Origin of the sequence: Paraburkholderia sp. SIMBA_027, assembly GCF_046535315.1 — a bacterium.
Classification (GTDB): Bacteria; Pseudomonadota; Gammaproteobacteria; order Burkholderiales; family Burkholderiaceae; genus Paraburkholderia; species Paraburkholderia tropica.
The window spans coordinates 176,521-193,092 of record NZ_JAWRWY010000010.1 but is presented as its reverse complement, the minus strand read 5'-3'; the positions used below and the strand labels follow the sequence as shown (position 1 = coordinate 193,092).

Sequence of the window (16,572 nt, the reverse complement as noted above, 5' to 3'; positions counted from 1 at the left end):
TCAAGCCGGATCCACCCTGAAGCTGCGCTTGCGCAGGCGTTCGTGCCTGCTTTCAGTCGTGCAACACGCCGAAGCGGCGCAGGTCGTGCTCGAGCGTGCCGGTATCGACGAACAAACAGGCGTGCAGCCCCGCGTCGAGCGCGCCTTGCACGTTCGCGTCGCTATCGTCGATGAAGAGGGTTTCATGCGGCGCTGCGCCGAGATGCTCGACGCAGCCGAGGTAGGTCCGCGCGGCGGGTTTGACCGCGCCGAATTGCGCCGAGCCATAGACGCGCCCGCCGAACAGACGCGCGACGGGCGGATTCAGTGCGTCGAGGTGATCGGTGACGAGACTGCCGTTGTTCGTCAGCACGGCGATGCGGCAGCGCTCGCCCGCGCGCGCGGCGAGCGCGAGCGTGGCGTCGTTGGACGTGATCGACGCGCGCCGCGACGCCAGCCAGGTCGCGCGGTCCATTGCGCAGCCGAGCAGTTCGCCGAGCGCGCGCAGATAGGCATCGGGCGCGAGTTCGCCGGCATCGGCGCGCGCTTCGAGGCCGGAATCCCAGATCGCGGCGCGCACCGCGTCGGGCGTCGCGCCGGTGAGCGCCGCGAGATGTGCCGCGCGCGCGTCGCGGTCGTAGTGCGAAAGCACGCCTTCCATGTCGAACAGGACCGTGCCGATGTTGCCGCTTTGCGCCGTCGTCGCTGTCGCTGACGTTTTCGTTGCCATGGGCCGCTCCCGCTTCGAGTCATCGCCGATGATAGCGCCGCGCCGGGCGCGCGCGTGCGCCGATTGCTGCGCTGCGTCGGCGGGCGCACGCAGCGCTTGCCTGCGCGTAGTCGCGTGGTTACGTGGCGGGGTCACGTGGTCGCGCCCCGAAAGCGCGCGCCGATTCCGGGTAAACTGAACCGATGGACAAATGCCGATACTGCGGAGAGCTGCGCGACGAGTGGGATTGCCACGGCGACGACTGCCGCCGCGCGATTTCGCAGGCGCTGCGCCGGCAGCGTCAGGGGTTGCCGATGGTGCCCAACGTCATCCGCAACGAGATTCCCGCCAACGCCAGCACGGGCGAGATCATCAGCGTGCTCTCGCGTCAGCGCATGCGTGCGCGGCGCGGCAACGAGGAGCGCCGCGAACGCAAGGCGCTCGATATCGCCGACGAAGCGGGTCGCGCGAACGCGCGCCAGACGCGCGCCGAAAAGCCTTAAACCCCGACGATCTCCTGGCGGTATTGCGCGCACACGCGCCGCACGGCGGCGAGTGCGTGCGGCACCGGCAACGCCGCCATCGCGCGAAAGAAACCGTCGTGCCGCACGGGCGAACAGCTTCGCACTGCTCAGACAACTCGCGCTGTGCGGCGCGGGCGAGGCCGCGTTGCCGTCGCATCTGTGCGAGGACGACGTCGCGCGAGACACGCTGATCGAAGTGAAAACAGGCGGCGAAGCGGCTGCGGAAACCGGCCTCTTTATCGTCTATCCGTCGCGACACGATATGAGCGCGCGCGTGCGCGCGTTCGCCCACCATCTCGCGGAAACGCTCGAAGCGCACGCAGTCGTCTGATTGCGGGCGGTGTCGCCGTGTTATCCACGCTCGTTCACCTCGCGCCTCAAGCCGCACCGCCCCGCGGTGCGGCATGTCCACCGCGATACGCCGCGACCAGCGGCGGCGCGCGGCCCAGCGGACGCACGATCGCGTAGTCGTTGGTCTGCGCCTCCACACTGGTGCCGGGACGATCGCCCGCCAGCCAGTCCGCGGGCAGTGCCGCGCGAATGCGGTTGCGCCCCGGCGTACTCGCGACCATCCAGCGTTCGTGTTGCTCGCGCGACGGCTGGCGCAGCACATCGCCGAGCAGAATCGCCCGCACCGATCGCACGACCGCGCGCGGTAACGCCCACGGCAAGGTCACAAAGGCCCCACCGCCGCCCCCGACAATCGGGCCCAATCGAGCAAAAACCCCCGATCTGGCCTAAACTGGCGCCCTCGCAGGCGCGCTGTGCGCCGCTTCATTCCCGGATTCACCCCAGATTCACCAGGCTCGACACACCATGTTTTCGCTCACCGACTCCCTTCCCGCCGACAAACCCGCGCTCTACGCCACGCTCGCCGCCCAGGCGCGCGCGCTGATCGAAGGCGAAACCGACGCGATCGCGAACGCGGCGAACTTCTCGTCGCTGGTCTACCACTCGCTCGACGGGCTGAACTGGGCCGGTTTCTACTTCTTCGACGGCAAGGAACTCGTGGTCGGCCCGTTCCAGGGCAAGCCCGCCTGCGTGCGCATTCCGCTCGGCAAGGGCGTGTGCGGCACGGCGGCGCAGACGCGCGAGACCCAGCTCGTGCCCGACGTGCACGCGTTCGCGGGCCACATCGCCTGCGATTCGGCTTCGCAGTCGGAAATCGTGGTGCCGCTCGTGGCGGCGGACGGCACGCTGATCGGCGTGTGGGACGTGGACAGCCCGCACCTCGCGCGTTTCGACGACGAAGACGCCAAGGGCATGGCCGAGCTGTGCCGCGTGTTCATCGAATTCGGCTGGACGCGCGCCGCGCGCTAAACGCTGCGCTTTCCCCGCGCGTTTGCCCCGCGCGGATATCTCGTCAGGATGACGAAGTATTCGCGCCTGCCTCGGCGCCCGACTTCAGAAAGTCGACGAAAGCGCGCAGCGGCGCGGGCGGATGCCGCCGCCCCGGGTAGTAGAGAAACGGCCCGGAAAACTGCGGCCACCAGTCCTCGAGCAGCGGCACCAGCGCGCCGCTCGCGAAATGCGGCTTGAGCATGTCCTCGAACATCGCGACCACGCCCGCCCCGCGCAGCGCCATTTCGATCGCCAGATCGAGCGCCGCCGCGGGCTTCACCACCAGCGGCCCCGGCGGATCGAGACGCACCGTCTCGCCGTCGCGCTGATACTCCCAGATCGCCATCGCCCCGCCCGAAAACTGCACGCGCAGACAGGCGTGGTCGAGCAGATCGCGCGGATGCGCCGGCGCGCCGCGCGCCTTCAGATAGTCCGGCGCCGCCGCCGTGGCGAAGCGCTGCACGGACGGCCCGATCGGAATCGCGATCATGTCCTGTTCGAGCCGCTCGTCGTAGCGAATGCCCGCGTGGCAGCCCGCCTGCAACACGTCGACGAAACCGTCTTCCACCACTACTTCCACGCGAATCTCGGGATAGGCGCGCGCGAAGCCCGCGAGAATCGGCGGCAGCACGCTGCGCGCGACGTTGGCCGGCACGTTCAGCCGCAGCACGCCCGCGGGCCGGTCGCGATAGCCGTTGAGCACGTCGAGCGCGGCCTTCATCTCGGCGAACAGCGGCGTGATGGTGTCGAGCAGACTTTGCCCCGCCTCGGTCGGCGCGACGCTACGCGTCGTGCGGTTCAGCAGCCGCAGACCCAGCCGGGTTTCGAGCCGCCGCACCGCCGTGCTCAGACTCGACGGCGAGACGCCGCCGGCGCGCGCGGCGTCGCGGAAACCGCCCGCGCGCGCCACGGCGACGAAGGCGGCCAGATCGTTCATTTCGAGGGCCGGATGGCCTTGCGGTCGGGTTTCGCGCGTCATGATGAGGTCGAATCGGGACGAATCGGGTCGAGAAAAGCGGAATGCGGCGCGGACAGTTTGATGGGGGCGCCCATGCGCCATTGTGCAAAATTTTGCACAACCCGTGCGGATCTGACGGGATTATCCACCAACGCGACTCAGTCCATACTGGCGCCATCCCTTTTCGAGGAGAACGCCATGACCCAGCCGACCACCCCGCAGACCAGCCAGCAGACCACCCCGAGCCGCACCTTCGAATTCGCCGGCCGCACGGTCAACCGCATGGGCTACGGCGCCATGCAGCTCGCCGGCCCCGGCGTGTTCGGGCCGCCCAAGGACCGCGCGGAGGCCGTCGCGGTGCTGCGCGAGGCGCTGGAACGCGGCGTGAACCACATCGACACGAGCGACTTCTATGGCCCGCACGTGACGAACCAGATCATCCGCGAGGCGCTGCATCCGTATCCCGCCGGCCTCACGATCGTCACCAAGGTCGGCGCCGTGCGCGACGACCAGGGCGGCTGGCTGCCCGCGCACGATCCCGACGACATCGAGCGCGCCGTGCATGACAATCTGCGCAATCTGGGGCTCGACGCGATCGACGTCGTGAACCTGCGCATCATGGGCGACGTGCACAAGCCCGCCGAAGGCCCGGTCGAACCGCAGATGGAAAGGCTCGCGCGCCTGCGCGAGCGCGGCCTCGTGCGTCATATCGGCCTGTCGAACGCGACCGCGAAACAGGTCGCCGACGCCGAGCGCATCGCGCCCATCGTCTGCGTGCAGAACCACTACAACCTCGTCAATCGCGCCGACGACGCCTTCGTCGACGCGCTCGCCGCGCGCGGCATCGCGTGGGTGCCGTTCTTTCCGCTCGGCGGTTTCACGCCGATCCAGTCGACGGCGCTCTCGACCCTCGCGCGATCACTCGACGCCACGCCGATGAGCGTCGCGCTCGCCTGGCTGCTGCACCGTTCGCCCAATATTCTGCTGATTCCGGGTACGTCGTCGCGTGCGCATCTGCGCGAAAACCTGCGCGCGCCGGATCTCGAACTGAGCGCGGACGTGCTCGCGAAACTCGATGCGATCGGCAACCCGTCTGCGTGAATCGCCAGGGCTGATCGGATGAATCAAGGCGACCCGCGTGAGCGTGCACGCGGGAATGCGCCTTGCGTGAGACACGGTTTGGCGCGATGACGGCGCGAAACCGGAGAAGCGGCGATGAACACGCTGCGCATCAGATCGAGGACGGCAAGCTGTATGGCGATACTGGGCGCCTGCGCGGTTTCACTCGGTTACGGACTCGACGCCCAGGCCGCGGGTCCCTTCGACGGCGCGTGGAACGTCACGCTCAATTGCCCGACCGCGCCTGACAATACATTGAGTTATACCTGGCAATTCCCCGCCACCGTGGTGCAGGGCGTGCTGCATGGCGAACATGGCGTGAAGGACGGAGGCGGCTGGCTCACGCTCGACGGCAAGATCGAGCCCGACGGTTCCTCCACGCTCATGGCGAATGGACTCACGAATGCGCCCGCGTATGCGGTCGGTCATCCGCAGCCGCGCACGCCGTACACGTACGAAGTGAGCGCGCATTTCGACGCGGCTTCGGGCAGCGGCCAGCGCACCACCACGCGGCATTGCGATTTTGTTTTCGTGAAGCAGTGAGCGCCGCTAATCCGGTCGATCGAAGATGACGCAACGTTGACGCATCGATTGCGCATAAAAAAACCGCGGCCCGAAGACCGCGGCGCATGAGCGCTTGTCACTCCCGGCTGCCGTGAATCACGGCGCATCACCGATGCATCAAGGCGGAAACTTCGCCTGCGCCGGCTCAGGTTTGCGAATCCGTGGCGGCCGCGTCGTCGTCGGCCTGCTTTTCATCTTCCTTCTTTTCGACCATGTTCTCGAGCGCCCCCGCGCCTTCGAAGCCCGCGACCGCGGCGGCCGCCTTCGTCAAAAAGCCCGCGTTCGGATCGACTTTCTCGGCCGCTTCCACCGCGGCCACCGCGCCAGCCACTTCACCCAACTTGTCCAGAATGCCCATTTGACCCCTCCGGTTTGCCCGATTTCCGATCACTGCTGTCCATCCCTGCTGCCTGCCTGTCGAGATGCGGGCCGCACAGACACCGTTGCCGCCGCACCTTTCTCCCATTGCGCTCACCACGCTCGCCGAGCATCGGCGTTGATGCATTCTGGGCGCGACCGACTGGCAGAGCAATCATAAATCTCCTTGTTTAACAATGGTTAACGGTTGAATCCGCAGACAAATATTGATCCTCGCCAAAGCCCTGCCTATACTGGATTCGTCTCCTCCATGTCTCTATCGACGTGGTTCAAGCCCGCCTTCATCGCGGGCTTTTTTCTTTTGCGGCCCCGGAATCGGTCCATGACTGGCCAGATGCCGGCCAGAGACCGGTCGCTGTGGACGCGCGCGCACTGGCATAATCGACGTTTCGCCTACTTTTTTCTTACGTCCGCCGTCGCAATGAACCTGCATACCTGGTGGCTTTTCCTCGCCACGGTCTTCGTCGTCTGTGCCATCCCCGGTCCCAACATGCTGCTGATCATGTCGCACGGCGCCCAGTACGGCCTGCGCCGCACGAGCGCGACCATGGGCGGCTGCCTGTCCGCGCTCGTGCTGATGCTCGCGGTCTCCGCCGCCGGGCTCGGGGTGTTCCTGCAGGCTTGGCCGACGATGTTCAACGTGCTGCGCTTCATCGGCGCAGCCTATCTCGTGTACCTGGGCGTGAAGGCCTGGGGCGCGCCCGTCGAAGAACACGCCGCCAGCAACGCTGAAGCCGAAACGCTCGCCGCCCGCCCGGCGCGCTCGCCCGCCACGCTGTTCCGCAATGGCTTCCTCGTGGCCAGCAGCAATCCGAAGGCGATCCTGTTCGCCGCCGCGCTGCTGCCGCAGTTCATCGACGCAAGCCGCCCGACGCTGCCGCAGTTCGGCGTGCTGGTGGCGACCTTCGCGGTCTGCGAAGTGAGCTGGTATCTCGTGTACGCGGGCTTCGGCACGCGCATTGGCGCGACGCTCAAGAGCCGCCGCGTGGCGAAGGCGTTCAATCGCGTGACGGGCGGCGTATTCGTCGGCTTCGGCGCGATGATGGCGTTGATGCGGCAGTAATTCGGCTGAAGCGGAAACGGAAGCGGAGCGGAAAACCGCTCCTTTCCGCGAATCGAAGTTCTTCCCACACGGCGCCATGCGGCTCCGCAGGTCCTGTGGAAAAGCGCAAAATCTCCGCCCCGCAGCAGCCGTCTTTCTCCCCCATCCTGCCGACGCCTCGCTCCGGCATCGAGCGCGTCCAACAGGGAAGCGACCAACGCAGACCAATGCGGATCGGGGCATCCGTCCATGTGCTCGTCCCTTACCGAACGCTTTTGAGCCGACGAAAAATGCAGCCTCGGCGCTGAATCGTCGGAATGAAACGTTTGCGTGCCCACAAGTGCTTTTTAACCATTGCACGCGCCCCGCCAAGCCGCATATATTCCGACTGGGCATCTCGCGAAACAGATCAGATCTTCAAAAAAATGAAAGCTGAGCAAGCTGGCGCGTGCGTCAGAACGGCACGCAAATCTGGGCACCTGTCTCCCTCGCGCCTCTCCCAGGCGGCGAACCTCGACTCCACGGGTCTGATAATTTAATGCGCGATCGCATCATAGAGCGCTCGCTGGACAAGCCGACGCGCGACCATGAGCGCAGTTTCAGGTTGCTGGTGGAAAGCGTCACCGATTACGCGATCTACATGCTCGACACGAACGGCATCGTCTCGAACTGGAACGCCGGTGCGCAACGGGCGAAAGGCTATGAGGCGTCCGAGATCGTCGGCCAGCATTTCTCCTGCTTTTACGAGCCCGCGGACCGCGATCGCGGTTTGCCGCAGTACGGCCTCGAAACAGCTCGTCGAACCGGCAAGTTCGAGACCGAAGGCTGGCGCGTTCGCAAGGATGGAAGCCGGCTCTGGGCGCACGTGGTCATCCAGCCGATCTACGGCGATGCCGGCGAGCTGTTCGGCTTCGCAAAAATTACGCGCGATTGCAGCGAAAAGCGCGAGATCTCGCTTGCGCTCGAGGAGACCACGCGCAATCTGGATCTCGCGCTGGACAACATGGCGCATGGATTGTGTCTGTTCGATCATCGCGGACGCCTCGTCGTGTCCAACGACCAGTTCGCCCACATCCTGTCGCTCCCTGGGGGCACCTTGTTCGAAGGGATGCGGCTGAGCACGCTGCTACGGCGAATCGGCGAGCACGCTGGCATGTCCCAGGCTCAGGCGGCAGGGTGGGCCAGAGAGGTCCGCGCGCAGCACGTTCAGCGTTTTGAAGCGAATCAGCAGCAGGCGACGATGGAAGTCGCCCGTCTGGGCCGCAGCATTTCGGTCGTCACGCGCCTGCTGTCGGATGGCGGCTGGGTGTCCACGATCGAAGACATGACCGAGCGGCGTATCGCCGAAAACCGTATCACTCATCTCGCTCATCACGATCACCTGACCGACCTGCCCAATCGTTTGAGCTTCCAGCAACGCTTGTCCGAGCTGGCCGAAAGCGCCTCGTCCGAGCAGCCGTTTGCCCTGCTTTTTCTCGATCTGGATCGCTTCAAGTCCGTCAACGACACGCTCGGTCATCATGTCGGCGATGAACTGCTCAAGGCCGTGGCGCAACGGCTCGCCGGCGCCGTGCGCTCGAGCGGCCAGTTGGCCCGTTTGAGCGGCGACGAGTTCGCGATTCTGCAAGTCCCGTTTCGAAGCGTGAATGACGCCGCGGAACTCGCGCAACGCTGCATCGACAATCTCTCCGCGCCGTTCGAAATCACGAACAATGAAATCAGCATCGGCGCAAGCGTCGGCATCGTCGTTCACGCGCGGGCCGGGATCGATGCGGGCACGGTGCTCCAACGCGCGGACCTCGCGCTGTATGCGGCCAAACGCGCGGGCCGCAACTGCTTTCGCCTGTACGAGAGCGGCATGAACAATCCGATCCGACTGCGCAACGAACTCGAAGACGATCTGCGAAACGCCCTGCGCGCGAATCAGCTGGAATTGCATTATCAGCCCATCGTCGAAGCGCATAGCGGCATCACCACCGCATGCGAGGCGCTGCTGCGCTGGCGTCATCCCAAACGGGGCCCCATGTCGCCCGCCGAATTCATTCCGGTTGCGGAAGAGCGAGGCTTGATGCCGGAACTCGGAGCGTGGGTGCTGGAGAAGGCGTGTCGGGACGCGGCGCTCTGGCCTGCGCATATTCGCCTGAGCGTGAACGTTTCGCCGGCTCAGCTGATTCACGCGGACTTCACGCTCATCCTCGCGAACGCACTCACGAACGCGGCGCTTCCGGCACATCGTCTCGAAGTGGAAATCACCGAATCGGTATTGCTGGAATCGTCCGGCACGTCCTCGCGCATTCTGAACGAAATTCGCGCAATGGGCGTGGGTGTCGCGATGGACGATTTCGGCAAGGGCTATTCGTCATTGGGGCTGCTGCAGAGCGTTCCCTTTACGCGCGTGAAGATCGATCGCGGCTTTGTGAATGGACTCGGTAATAATCCGAAATCGGCCGCCATTATCCACGCGATCACCGAGCTGTGCCGCAGCCTCGATCTGCCGATTACCGCCGAAGGCGTGGAAACGAGAGACCAACGGCAAGCGTTGCTCGATGAGCGCTGTCACGAACTGCAAGGCTTTTTCTTCGCCAAGCCGGCCCCCGTCATTGCACTCGAACGCTATCTGCATGCGTGATGGCCGTGCGGCGATCGCAGGCCATCGATATTGACGGTCGCGAGGCGAAGAGTTCTTCGGCAACCGCATTTTCTACGGCGCAACTCACGCCCCGCTCATTGCCGGATTGATCGCCCCCCGGCTATCTATACGCGATACCGATTCGGTATCGCATTCTCCATCGACAGTATTGGACGCCGCAACCGCTGGCTGCGTATCCTCCAGGGCGTTGTTTGGCGGCACCGCGCAACTCGTCGTCACGGCGCGAGCGGCACGCCCGTATGCGTGGTCATGAGCGCGATCGCCGGATAAATCAGCAGCGTCGTGAGCGCGATCGAGGCGAGCGCCATCGGTTTGCGCGCGCGCATGCGGTCCGCCAACAGCCCCGAGACGAGACACATCACCATCATGGTCGCGCCCGATACGCAGCCCGCCATCAACGAAAGCGAGGTCGGCAGGTGCAGCACGCGCACCAGAAAGGTCGGCATGAAGAACACCACGAGGTACATGCCCACCGTGCTCGCGACGATCGACAGTACGCCGCGCACGATCTTGCTCTTGTGCGAGGCAAAAAGTTCGGTGAGCGATTGCGTCTCGTGCGCGCGCCTCGAGCGTTTCGTCGAGGTGTCGCCGGATGTAGAGACCGACCGGCGCAATCAGCAAGCCGAGCAGAAACGGCACGCGCCAGCCCCAGGATTCGAGCGACGACGTGTCGAGGGTCGCGTAGAGCGCCGCGCCGCTGAGCGCGCCGATCACCGCCGCGCTGCCCTGGCTCGCGCCTCGCCAGCCAATCCGGAAGCCCCGCGTGCTTTCGCGAGTGGCGCATGCGCAATCACGTCGCCAGCCGCACGATACTGCCGGAAATTGACAGTGTCGACCATTAGACTGAGCTTCCTTTCCAGGCGAGGAGCCAAAGAAATGAAGTTCGCATCGGTTCGTGTTGTTACTCGGAATATCGATGGGATGGTGGCGTTTTATCAAAGGCTATCCGGCCTCGAAGCGCTACGTCCGGCCGATGGGTTTGCTGAAATGCGCTTCGAAGGCGCGACGCTTGCCATGTCGTCCGAGCAGTTGATCGCGCGTTTCAATGCCGGTGCTGCCACGGCCGCGGCGAATCAATCGGCGAATCAATCGGCGATTCTGGAGTTCGAAGTGGAGGATGTCGACGCGGTGTTCGATCGGATGAATGCCTGCGGCACACAGGTCGTCATGCCGACCACGTTGATGCCGTGGGGTAATCGTTCGCTCTTGCTGCGCGACCCGGACGGAAATCTCGTCAACGTGTTTTCTCGCCCGAGGGTTTGAGGAAACCGGCCGCCGTGATCGACCTGGGCAAAAGACACGCGGTCGTCACAAAAGCATCGACGCAGCAGCGGACAAATCGCAATCCCGGCAGCGTCATTTGCTTAGCGTAGAAGATTCCTTCGTGGAACGCGGCCGAAACGGTACATTTTGCACCTGCCCGATTTGACGATGGACCGCAAAACATGACCACCCGATTCGACCGCCGCCGTACCGTACTCGCCGCGCTGGGCGCCACGCTCGCAGGCGCCGCGCTGCCCGCCTGGGCCAAATTTCAGCCCGATCAATTCCGCATCGGCTATCAGAAGGCCGCGAGCACGCTGGTGCTGCTCAAGGCGAACGGCGCGCTCGAAAAGCGCCTCGCGCCGCTCGGCATCAAGTTGACGTGGAACGAGTTCCCGGCGGGGCCGCAACTGCTCGAAGGCTTGAACGTCGGCGCGATCGATTTCGGTTACGTGGGCGAAGCGCCGCCGGTTTTCGCGCAGGCCGCCGGCGCGGACTTTGTCTACACCGCCTACGAAGTGCCGACGCCCCACGCCGAAGGTCTGGTGGTCGGCAAGCAATCGCCGATCAAGACCGTTGCCGAACTCAAGGGCAAGAAAATCGCCTTGAACAAGGGATCGGACGTGCACTGGTTCCTCGTCGCGCTGCTGCAGAAGAACGGCATCGCGCTGAGCGATATCCAGCCCGTCTACCTCGCGCCCGCCGATGCGCGCGCCGCGCTGCAAAGCGGTTCGATCGACGCGTGGGCAGTGTGGGACCCGTTCCTCGCGGCGGTGGAGGCGCAGGACGGCGCCCGTCTCATCACCGACGCGAACGGCATCGCCCAGCATCATCAATTCTTCCTGAGTCAGCGCGAATTCGCGCAAAAGCGCAAGGACGCGATTGCGATCGCCCTCGACGAACTCGGCAAAACGGGCCAATGGGTTCGCGCCAATCCTGCCGCGGCGGCCGCACAACTCGCGCCGATCCAGGGGCTCGACGCCGCGATCATCGAGAGCGGCCTCAAGCACTACGCGCACATCTACAAGCCGATCGATGCAGAAGTGATCGCGCAACAACAGCAGATCGCCGATACCTTCTACGAACTCAAGCTCATTCCGCGCAAGATCGTGACCAAGGACGCCTTGCTCGCCTGAGCCGCGAAAGCGGGTTCTCGATTGCAAACGGCTGCAAGCGGCTGCAAACGGCTGCAAGCGGCTGCGCGCGGGTCAAGCGGCGCGCGCAGCGAACCCGCTCGCCGGGATCGGAACGGCCCTTATGCGCCGATCAATTTCCCCGCCCGGCGCATCCTGCGCTTGCGCGTGCGCGCCAATGCCGCGAGCGTGACGTCGCGGCTGGCTGCATCGGCAAAGACTTCGCGATGCGCATCGACCAGGTGTGTCACCGATACCGCATCGTTGAGCGCCCCAAAACGCTTTTGCAGCTTCTTGAGCGACTTCAGACGCTTCACCTCGCGACGCGGCAAATCGGCAGCAAAAAACTCCAGCAAGTAACGCAATTGCTTCGCTGCTTTGCGGACGTCGTGCCACGCGGCGTAATCGTCACGCTTCGCGCGCTTCGCCCGTCGCTCGCGCTTTGTCAGGGCGCGTTGCGCGGCCCGCACCCGCTCGCGCGCAAAACGTTTGACCGGCACGCGCTCATGAGCGGTATTCAACTCGCGATTCATCGTGTGCAGCATCTCGCGCAAGGCGGGTTTGAGGCCGGTGGCGGCGAGCGTCGCGCGCGCCCGTTCGCAGGCCTCGGCGCGCGCCGCCCGCATGCGTTCGCCGACAGGCGCGGACTCGTCGGCGCCCTCACCCAGCAACTGCAACGCGATATCCCAATCGCGCGCGCTGCCCGCCGCCATGCCCGCGCGCTTCAGATAGGCGCGCTCGACCGCCACCTTTTCCCGGTCGAGCAGCGGACGCCACGCCCACAAAAGCGTGCGCAGGCGCCGCAACGCCACCCGCAGCTTGTGCAGCTCGTCGGCGTTCTCGTCGAGCCGCGCGGCACGCTGGATCGCTTCATCCACGAGCGGCTTTGCGCAGGTGGAAAAGCGCGTCTGCGCGTTCTCGCGCGGCTTCGGCTTTCCGGGTTTTCGCAGTTTCATCTTCGCCTCGCTTGACGCTGCCGCCTTGCACCTGCCGCCATCATGCCGGCACCGATTCCGCCTGCGCCGCGCGCGTCCAGATACGATGCTGGCCGGCCGCCTCGATAAACGCCTTCAGCACGGCCTTGAGGTCCGATGCATCGCCTTGCGCCACGCCGTCCGCCTGCGCGGGCAACTGCGCCGCCGCGAGCAGCAAACGTCCTGTGTCGATCGCGGCGAGCGCTTTCAGGTGGCGAAACGCTTCAGCCACGAAATGGCGGGCATCGCCCGATTGCGCGAGCGTTTGCGACGCCGTCTCGCCGCCCGTCACGAACACCGCGTCGAACATCACCGAAGGCATGCCGGCAATCGTGGCATCCGGCACGACGCCGTCGATGGGCGCAAGCGTCGGCGCGACGACCAGCGCCGTTGCGCCTTCCTTCGCCAACGCATCGCGCACGGTTTTGAGCGTGGCGGCGTCCGCACCCGGCGCCGCCAGCAAGGCGATCTTGCGCGTCTTGATGCCGGGCTGCGCGCGGTTGAGCAAACTGAGCGCAGGCGACGTGGCCGGATTCGGCTTGCCCGCTTTCTTGCCCGCCTTCGGCTTGGTCAAACCGAGCGCGAGCGCGACGCGGGCGGCGAGATCGGCATCGATATTCGCCAGAATCTCGTTGACGACGCGCTCGCGAATCTCCGGCTTCTTGACCTTGCCCAGCTCGAACGTATACGCCGCCACTATGTGCTCTTTTTCCGGCGTCGACATGCTGTGATAGAACATCGTCGCCTGTGAAAAGTGATCGGCGAACGACTCGCTGCGCACGCGAATCCTGGTGCCGTCCACGCGCTCCTGATAACTTTCGAAACCACCTTTGGCCGGCGGCGTTTCCTTCGGCCAGCCGTCGCCGACCGAATTGGGCTCATAAGACGCCTGCCCCACGTTGATTGTTTGCCGATGCATGGCGTCGCGCTGATTGTTCGCGTACGGGCACACGGGGCGATTGATCGGAATCTCGTGGAAATTCGGGCCGCCCAGACGGCTGATCTGCGTATCGGTGTACGAGAACAATCGCCCTTGCAAAAGCGGATCGTTCGTGAAATCGATGCCCGGCACGATATGCCCGGGATGAAACGCGACCTGCTCGGTTTCCGCGAAAAAATTATCCGGGTTGCGATTGAGCGTCATCTTGCCGATGATCTTCACCGGCACCAGTTCTTCCGGTACGAGTTTGGTCGGATCGAGCAGATCGAAACCGAACTTGTGCTCGTCTTCCTCTTCGATGATCTGCACGCCCAGTTCATATTCCGGATAATCGCCGCGCTCGATCGCTTCCCACAAATCGCGCCGATGAAAATCGGGGTCCTTGCCGGCGATTTTCTGCGCTTCGTCCCAGATCAGCGAATAGGAACCGAGCACAGGACGCCAATGCCATTTGATGAAGCGCGCCCGACCTTTCGCATTGACGAAGCGAAACGTGTGTACGCCGAACCCTTCCATCGTTCGCAGGCTGCGCGGAATCGCGCGGTCCGACATGGCCCAGATGACCGTGTGCGCGCTTTCGGGCACAAGCGAGACAAAGTCCCAAAAGGTATCGTGCGCACTGGCGCCCGTCGGCATTTCATCGGGCGCCTCCGGTTTGACCGCGTGAACGAAATCGGGGAATTTGATCGCGTCCTGAATAAAGAACACCGGCACGTTATTACCGACGAGATCGAAATTGCCTTCATCGGTATAAAACTTGGTGGCGAAACCACGCACGTCGCGCACGGTATCGGCAGAGCCGCGCGGACCTTGAACAGTCGAAAACCGCACATAGACAGGCGTCAGTTTCGCGGGGTCCTGCAGAAAATCGGCGCGGGTGAGATCGGCTTGCGATTCATAGGCCTGAAAGACGCCGTGCGCGGCAGAACCGCGTGCGTGCACAATCCGTTCCGGAATGCGCTCGTGGTCGAAATGCGTGATTTTCTCGCGCAGGATGAAATCTTCGAGAAGCGAGGGACCACGGGGACCGGCGCGCAAGGAATTCTGGTTATCGGCGATCTTGACGCCCTGATTGGTGCGCAACGCTTCACCCTCCGCACGCGAGCGAAAGGGCTCCAGACTCTGCGACTTGGCGTCCGTCTGGGCGGCGCCGTTCGATGGTGCGGAGTCTTTGCTATGGGGACGATTGCGATGTGGCATGGGTGCCTCCTGAAAGTGAGCCAACCTTCAGCGCAATCCCTATGCCATGCTACGCACAAGCAGCGCGCCAGCCCCGCGCTCCGGGGCAAGCTTCGCAGTGCATTCATGCGGCACGTTTCACGACCGGCTTCGCATACTTGCCAAGAAACATCACGAGCGCGGCCTCATCGCTCTTCAAGCCGCGCCGGCGTGAAATGCCCATCGCCGCAGCCAGTTCACCGGCTTCGAATGCCGCGATGATGGCCGGATGCACGTAACACTTGCGGCACACAGCCGGCGTATTGCGCAACAGTTGCGAGACCGCCTTGATGGTGCTGACCAGTTGCGAACGCGCCTCGGTCACCGTCGCCCACTCCAGCTTCCTTAAAGCCGCGAGCGCGAACACGCTGCCTGCCCACGTTCGATAGTCCTTTGCTGTGAATTCCGCGCCGGTCGCCTCGCGCAGATAATCGTTGACGTCCGCCGAGTCGACGACGTGCCGTGTGCCGTCCGCATCGAGATACTGAAACAGCTCCTGGCCCGGCAAATCCATACAGCGCTTCATGATGCGCGCCACGCGCGGGTCGCTCACGGCGACGTCGTGTTCGATGCCGCTCTTGCCGCGAAACCGGAAGCGCAGCCCCTTCGGCGACACGGTCAGATGCCGCTTGCGCAGCGTCGTCAATCCGTATGAGCGATTGTCTCGCGCGTACTCTTCGCTGCCGATCCGGATCAGCGTCGTATCGAGCAGACGCACCACGGTCGCCAGCACCTTGTTGCGCGGCATGCCGTCGAGCGCGAGATCGCGTTCGACGCAGGCGCGCAGCTTCGGCAGCGCCGCGCCAAACGCGAGCAAACGCTCGTATTTATCGGCATCGCGGGTCGCGCGCCACTCGGGATGATAGCGATACTGCTTGCGCCCGCGTGCGTCGCGACCGGTCGCCTGAAGATGGCCGCGCGCATCCGGGCAGATCCAGACATCGGTATAGGCGGGCGGAATGGCGAGCGCGCGAATGCGGCGGATTTCCCGCTCGCCGTCGATGCGCTTGCCGCGTGTATCGAAGTACACGAAACCGCTGCGACTGCGCTTGCGCGTGTAGCCCCGGCGCGAGTCGTCGACATAACGCAGCCCGCAGGGAAGCTCGTCCGCCACGGCCTTGCGAACGACAGCGAGTCGTTCGGGGACGTCGGTCAATACTTGATGTCTGGTCACCCTCGCCTCCCGCGCGTGTTGTTCGTGTTCGACAACGCGCCAGCAATTCACGTGCCGCCGCGCGGCGTGGGCGTTGCCGTCGACGTCAACCGCATCGGCGAATCTCACGGGCATCGTGCTTGCGCTCTGAAGCATGTACCTACCTGCAACGGGGCGTCGTGCCCCTCGCCACCCAGGAGTCTTCATGCAGCCAGCCGTCCGTCGCCGCTCGCGCCAGAACTCGACCCTCGCCGCGCTCGTCTGCGCAGCCCTGCTGATCACCACCTTCGTGCTCGCCGAAATGAAACCGTGGTCCCGTAAGCCCGCCGAAGCCGGCCTGTGCGCCGACAATCCGCCGCAATGGCGCGAGAAAGCGCTCAGAGGCAAGATCGCCGGCGCGACTGCGCCCGCGTTCGCCAGCAAGCAGTTCGCGATTCAGCCGGGCGCTCACTGGGACGACGAAGCACGTCACTGGGTCGTCCCTTTTCGAACGCCGGATCAAAACGCGGCTACGCCGAATTTCACTGCGCTGATCGATTGCACGGGCGCCGTCGCCGTGCAAGGTGGAAACGGCGCTTGATCGGCGGCGCACGGCCTGCCGTGTGGATCTCGCGCGCGACTGCGGTC

Annotated in this window: 18 protein-coding genes; 10 read left to right on the top strand and 8 right to left on the bottom strand. The window is 64.7% G+C overall.

Going from position 1 to position 16,572, the window contains the following annotated elements; translation table 11 throughout:
• Window positions 1-52 precede the first annotated feature (52 nt).
• Window positions 53-709 carry an HAD family hydrolase gene (locus tag SB764_RS20205; protein WP_410864551.1) on the bottom strand — a complete coding sequence of 219 codons (657 nt, stop codon included), beginning with the start codon at window positions 707-709 and terminating at the stop codon, window positions 53-55.
• Window positions 710-891: 182 nt separating this feature from the next.
• Between SB764_RS20205 and SB764_RS20200 the strand changes: the two genes are divergently transcribed.
• Complete coding sequence (locus SB764_RS20200; RefSeq protein ID WP_074984952.1) at window positions 892-1,191, top strand: hypothetical protein; 300 nt, start codon at window positions 892-894, stop codon at window positions 1,189-1,191.
• Entirely contained in the window at window positions 1,088-1,543 is a 456-nt protein-coding gene (locus tag SB764_RS20195) for a LysR substrate-binding domain-containing protein (RefSeq protein WP_410864549.1), read from the top strand. Before SB764_RS20200 ends, SB764_RS20195 begins: the two co-directional genes overlap by 104 nt.
• A gap of 46 nt (window positions 1,544-1,589) precedes the next feature.
• On the opposite strand, the gene SB764_RS20190 is transcribed toward SB764_RS20195, so the two are convergent.
• Window positions 1,590-1,889: a serine hydrolase gene (locus tag SB764_RS20190; RefSeq protein ID WP_321866439.1), complete on the bottom strand. Its 300-nt coding sequence runs from the start codon at window positions 1,887-1,889 to the stop codon at window positions 1,590-1,592.
• A gap of 139 nt (window positions 1,890-2,028) precedes the next feature.
• Between SB764_RS20190 and SB764_RS20185 the strand changes: the two genes are divergently transcribed.
• Entirely contained in the window at window positions 2,029-2,532 is a 504-nt protein-coding gene (locus tag SB764_RS20185; RefSeq protein ID WP_065059121.1) for a GAF domain-containing protein, read from the top strand.
• Window positions 2,533-2,575: 43 nt separating this feature from the next.
• Here the strand turns inward: SB764_RS20185 and SB764_RS20180 are convergent, their stop codons facing one another.
• The gene (locus SB764_RS20180; protein ID WP_176080265.1) at window positions 2,576-3,532 is read right to left on the bottom strand and encodes a LysR family transcriptional regulator; all 957 of its coding nucleotides are present in this window, start codon (window positions 3,530-3,532) and stop codon (window positions 2,576-2,578) included.
• A gap of 177 nt (window positions 3,533-3,709) precedes the next feature.
• Here SB764_RS20180 and SB764_RS20175 point away from each other — a divergent pair, with 177 nt between their 5' ends.
• Window positions 3,710-4,612, top strand: coding sequence for an aldo/keto reductase family oxidoreductase (locus tag SB764_RS20175; RefSeq protein ID WP_410864546.1), 903 nt, complete (start codon window positions 3,710-3,712; stop codon window positions 4,610-4,612).
• 153 nt (window positions 4,613-4,765) lie between these two features.
• Complete coding sequence (locus tag SB764_RS20170; RefSeq protein ID WP_065059119.1) at window positions 4,766-5,173, top strand: hypothetical protein; 408 nt, start codon at window positions 4,766-4,768, stop codon at window positions 5,171-5,173.
• 166 nt (window positions 5,174-5,339) lie between these two features.
• Here SB764_RS20170 and SB764_RS20165 read toward each other — a convergent pair whose 3' ends face one another.
• Window positions 5,340-5,552 (bottom strand): hypothetical protein, encoded by a 213-nt coding sequence (locus tag SB764_RS20165; protein ID WP_110326245.1) that lies wholly within the window; start codon window positions 5,550-5,552, stop codon window positions 5,340-5,342.
• Between the two features lie 441 nt (window positions 5,553-5,993).
• On the opposite strand from SB764_RS20165, the gene SB764_RS20160 reads away from it, so the two are divergent.
• Both SB764_RS20160 and SB764_RS20155 read left to right on the top strand, forming a co-directional pair.
• A complete protein-coding gene (locus SB764_RS20160) occupies window positions 5,994-6,635 on the top strand; it encodes a LysE family translocator (RefSeq protein WP_065059117.1) in 642 nt (213 codons plus the stop codon).
• A 517-nt stretch (window positions 6,636-7,152) separates the two neighbouring features.
• Window positions 7,153-9,243, top strand: a complete 2,091-nt coding sequence (locus tag SB764_RS20155) for an EAL domain-containing protein (RefSeq protein ID WP_065059116.1) — start codon at window positions 7,153-7,155, stop codon at window positions 9,241-9,243.
• Between the two features lie 236 nt (window positions 9,244-9,479).
• Here SB764_RS20155 and SB764_RS20150 read toward each other — a convergent pair whose 3' ends face one another.
• On the bottom strand, window positions 9,480-9,878 hold the full coding sequence (locus SB764_RS20150; RefSeq protein ID WP_321868751.1) for an MFS transporter: 399 nt from the start codon (window positions 9,876-9,878) through the stop codon (window positions 9,480-9,482).
• Between the two features lie 262 nt (window positions 9,879-10,140).
• Between SB764_RS20150 and SB764_RS20145 the strand changes: the two genes are divergently transcribed.
• The gene (locus SB764_RS20145) at window positions 10,141-10,527 is read left to right on the top strand and encodes a VOC family protein (protein WP_065059114.1); all 387 of its coding nucleotides are present in this window, start codon (window positions 10,141-10,143) and stop codon (window positions 10,525-10,527) included.
• A gap of 182 nt (window positions 10,528-10,709) precedes the next feature.
• Complete coding sequence (locus tag SB764_RS20140) at window positions 10,710-11,663, top strand: sulfonate ABC transporter substrate-binding protein (RefSeq protein ID WP_410864542.1); 954 nt, start codon at window positions 10,710-10,712, stop codon at window positions 11,661-11,663.
• Between the two features lie 119 nt (window positions 11,664-11,782).
• Here the strand turns inward: SB764_RS20140 and SB764_RS20135 are convergent, their stop codons facing one another.
• The 3 genes from SB764_RS20135 to SB764_RS20125 form a co-directional block, all read right to left on the bottom strand.
• The gene (locus SB764_RS20135) at window positions 11,783-12,538 is read right to left on the bottom strand and encodes a CHAD domain-containing protein (protein WP_410864540.1); all 756 of its coding nucleotides are present in this window, start codon (window positions 12,536-12,538) and stop codon (window positions 11,783-11,785) included.
• A gap of 118 nt (window positions 12,539-12,656) precedes the next feature.
• Complete coding sequence (gene katE / locus SB764_RS20130) at window positions 12,657-14,774, bottom strand: catalase HPII (RefSeq protein WP_410864538.1); 2,118 nt, start codon at window positions 14,772-14,774, stop codon at window positions 12,657-12,659.
• Between the two features lie 103 nt (window positions 14,775-14,877).
• Window positions 14,878-15,948: a DNA topoisomerase IB gene (locus SB764_RS20125; RefSeq protein WP_244145692.1), complete on the bottom strand. Its 1,071-nt coding sequence runs from the start codon at window positions 15,946-15,948 to the stop codon at window positions 14,878-14,880.
• 202 nt (window positions 15,949-16,150) lie between these two features.
• On the opposite strand from SB764_RS20125, the gene SB764_RS20120 reads away from it, so the two are divergent.
• Complete coding sequence (locus tag SB764_RS20120; RefSeq protein WP_065059110.1) at window positions 16,151-16,525, top strand: hypothetical protein; 375 nt, start codon at window positions 16,151-16,153, stop codon at window positions 16,523-16,525.
• Window positions 16,526-16,572: the final 47 nt, after the last annotated feature.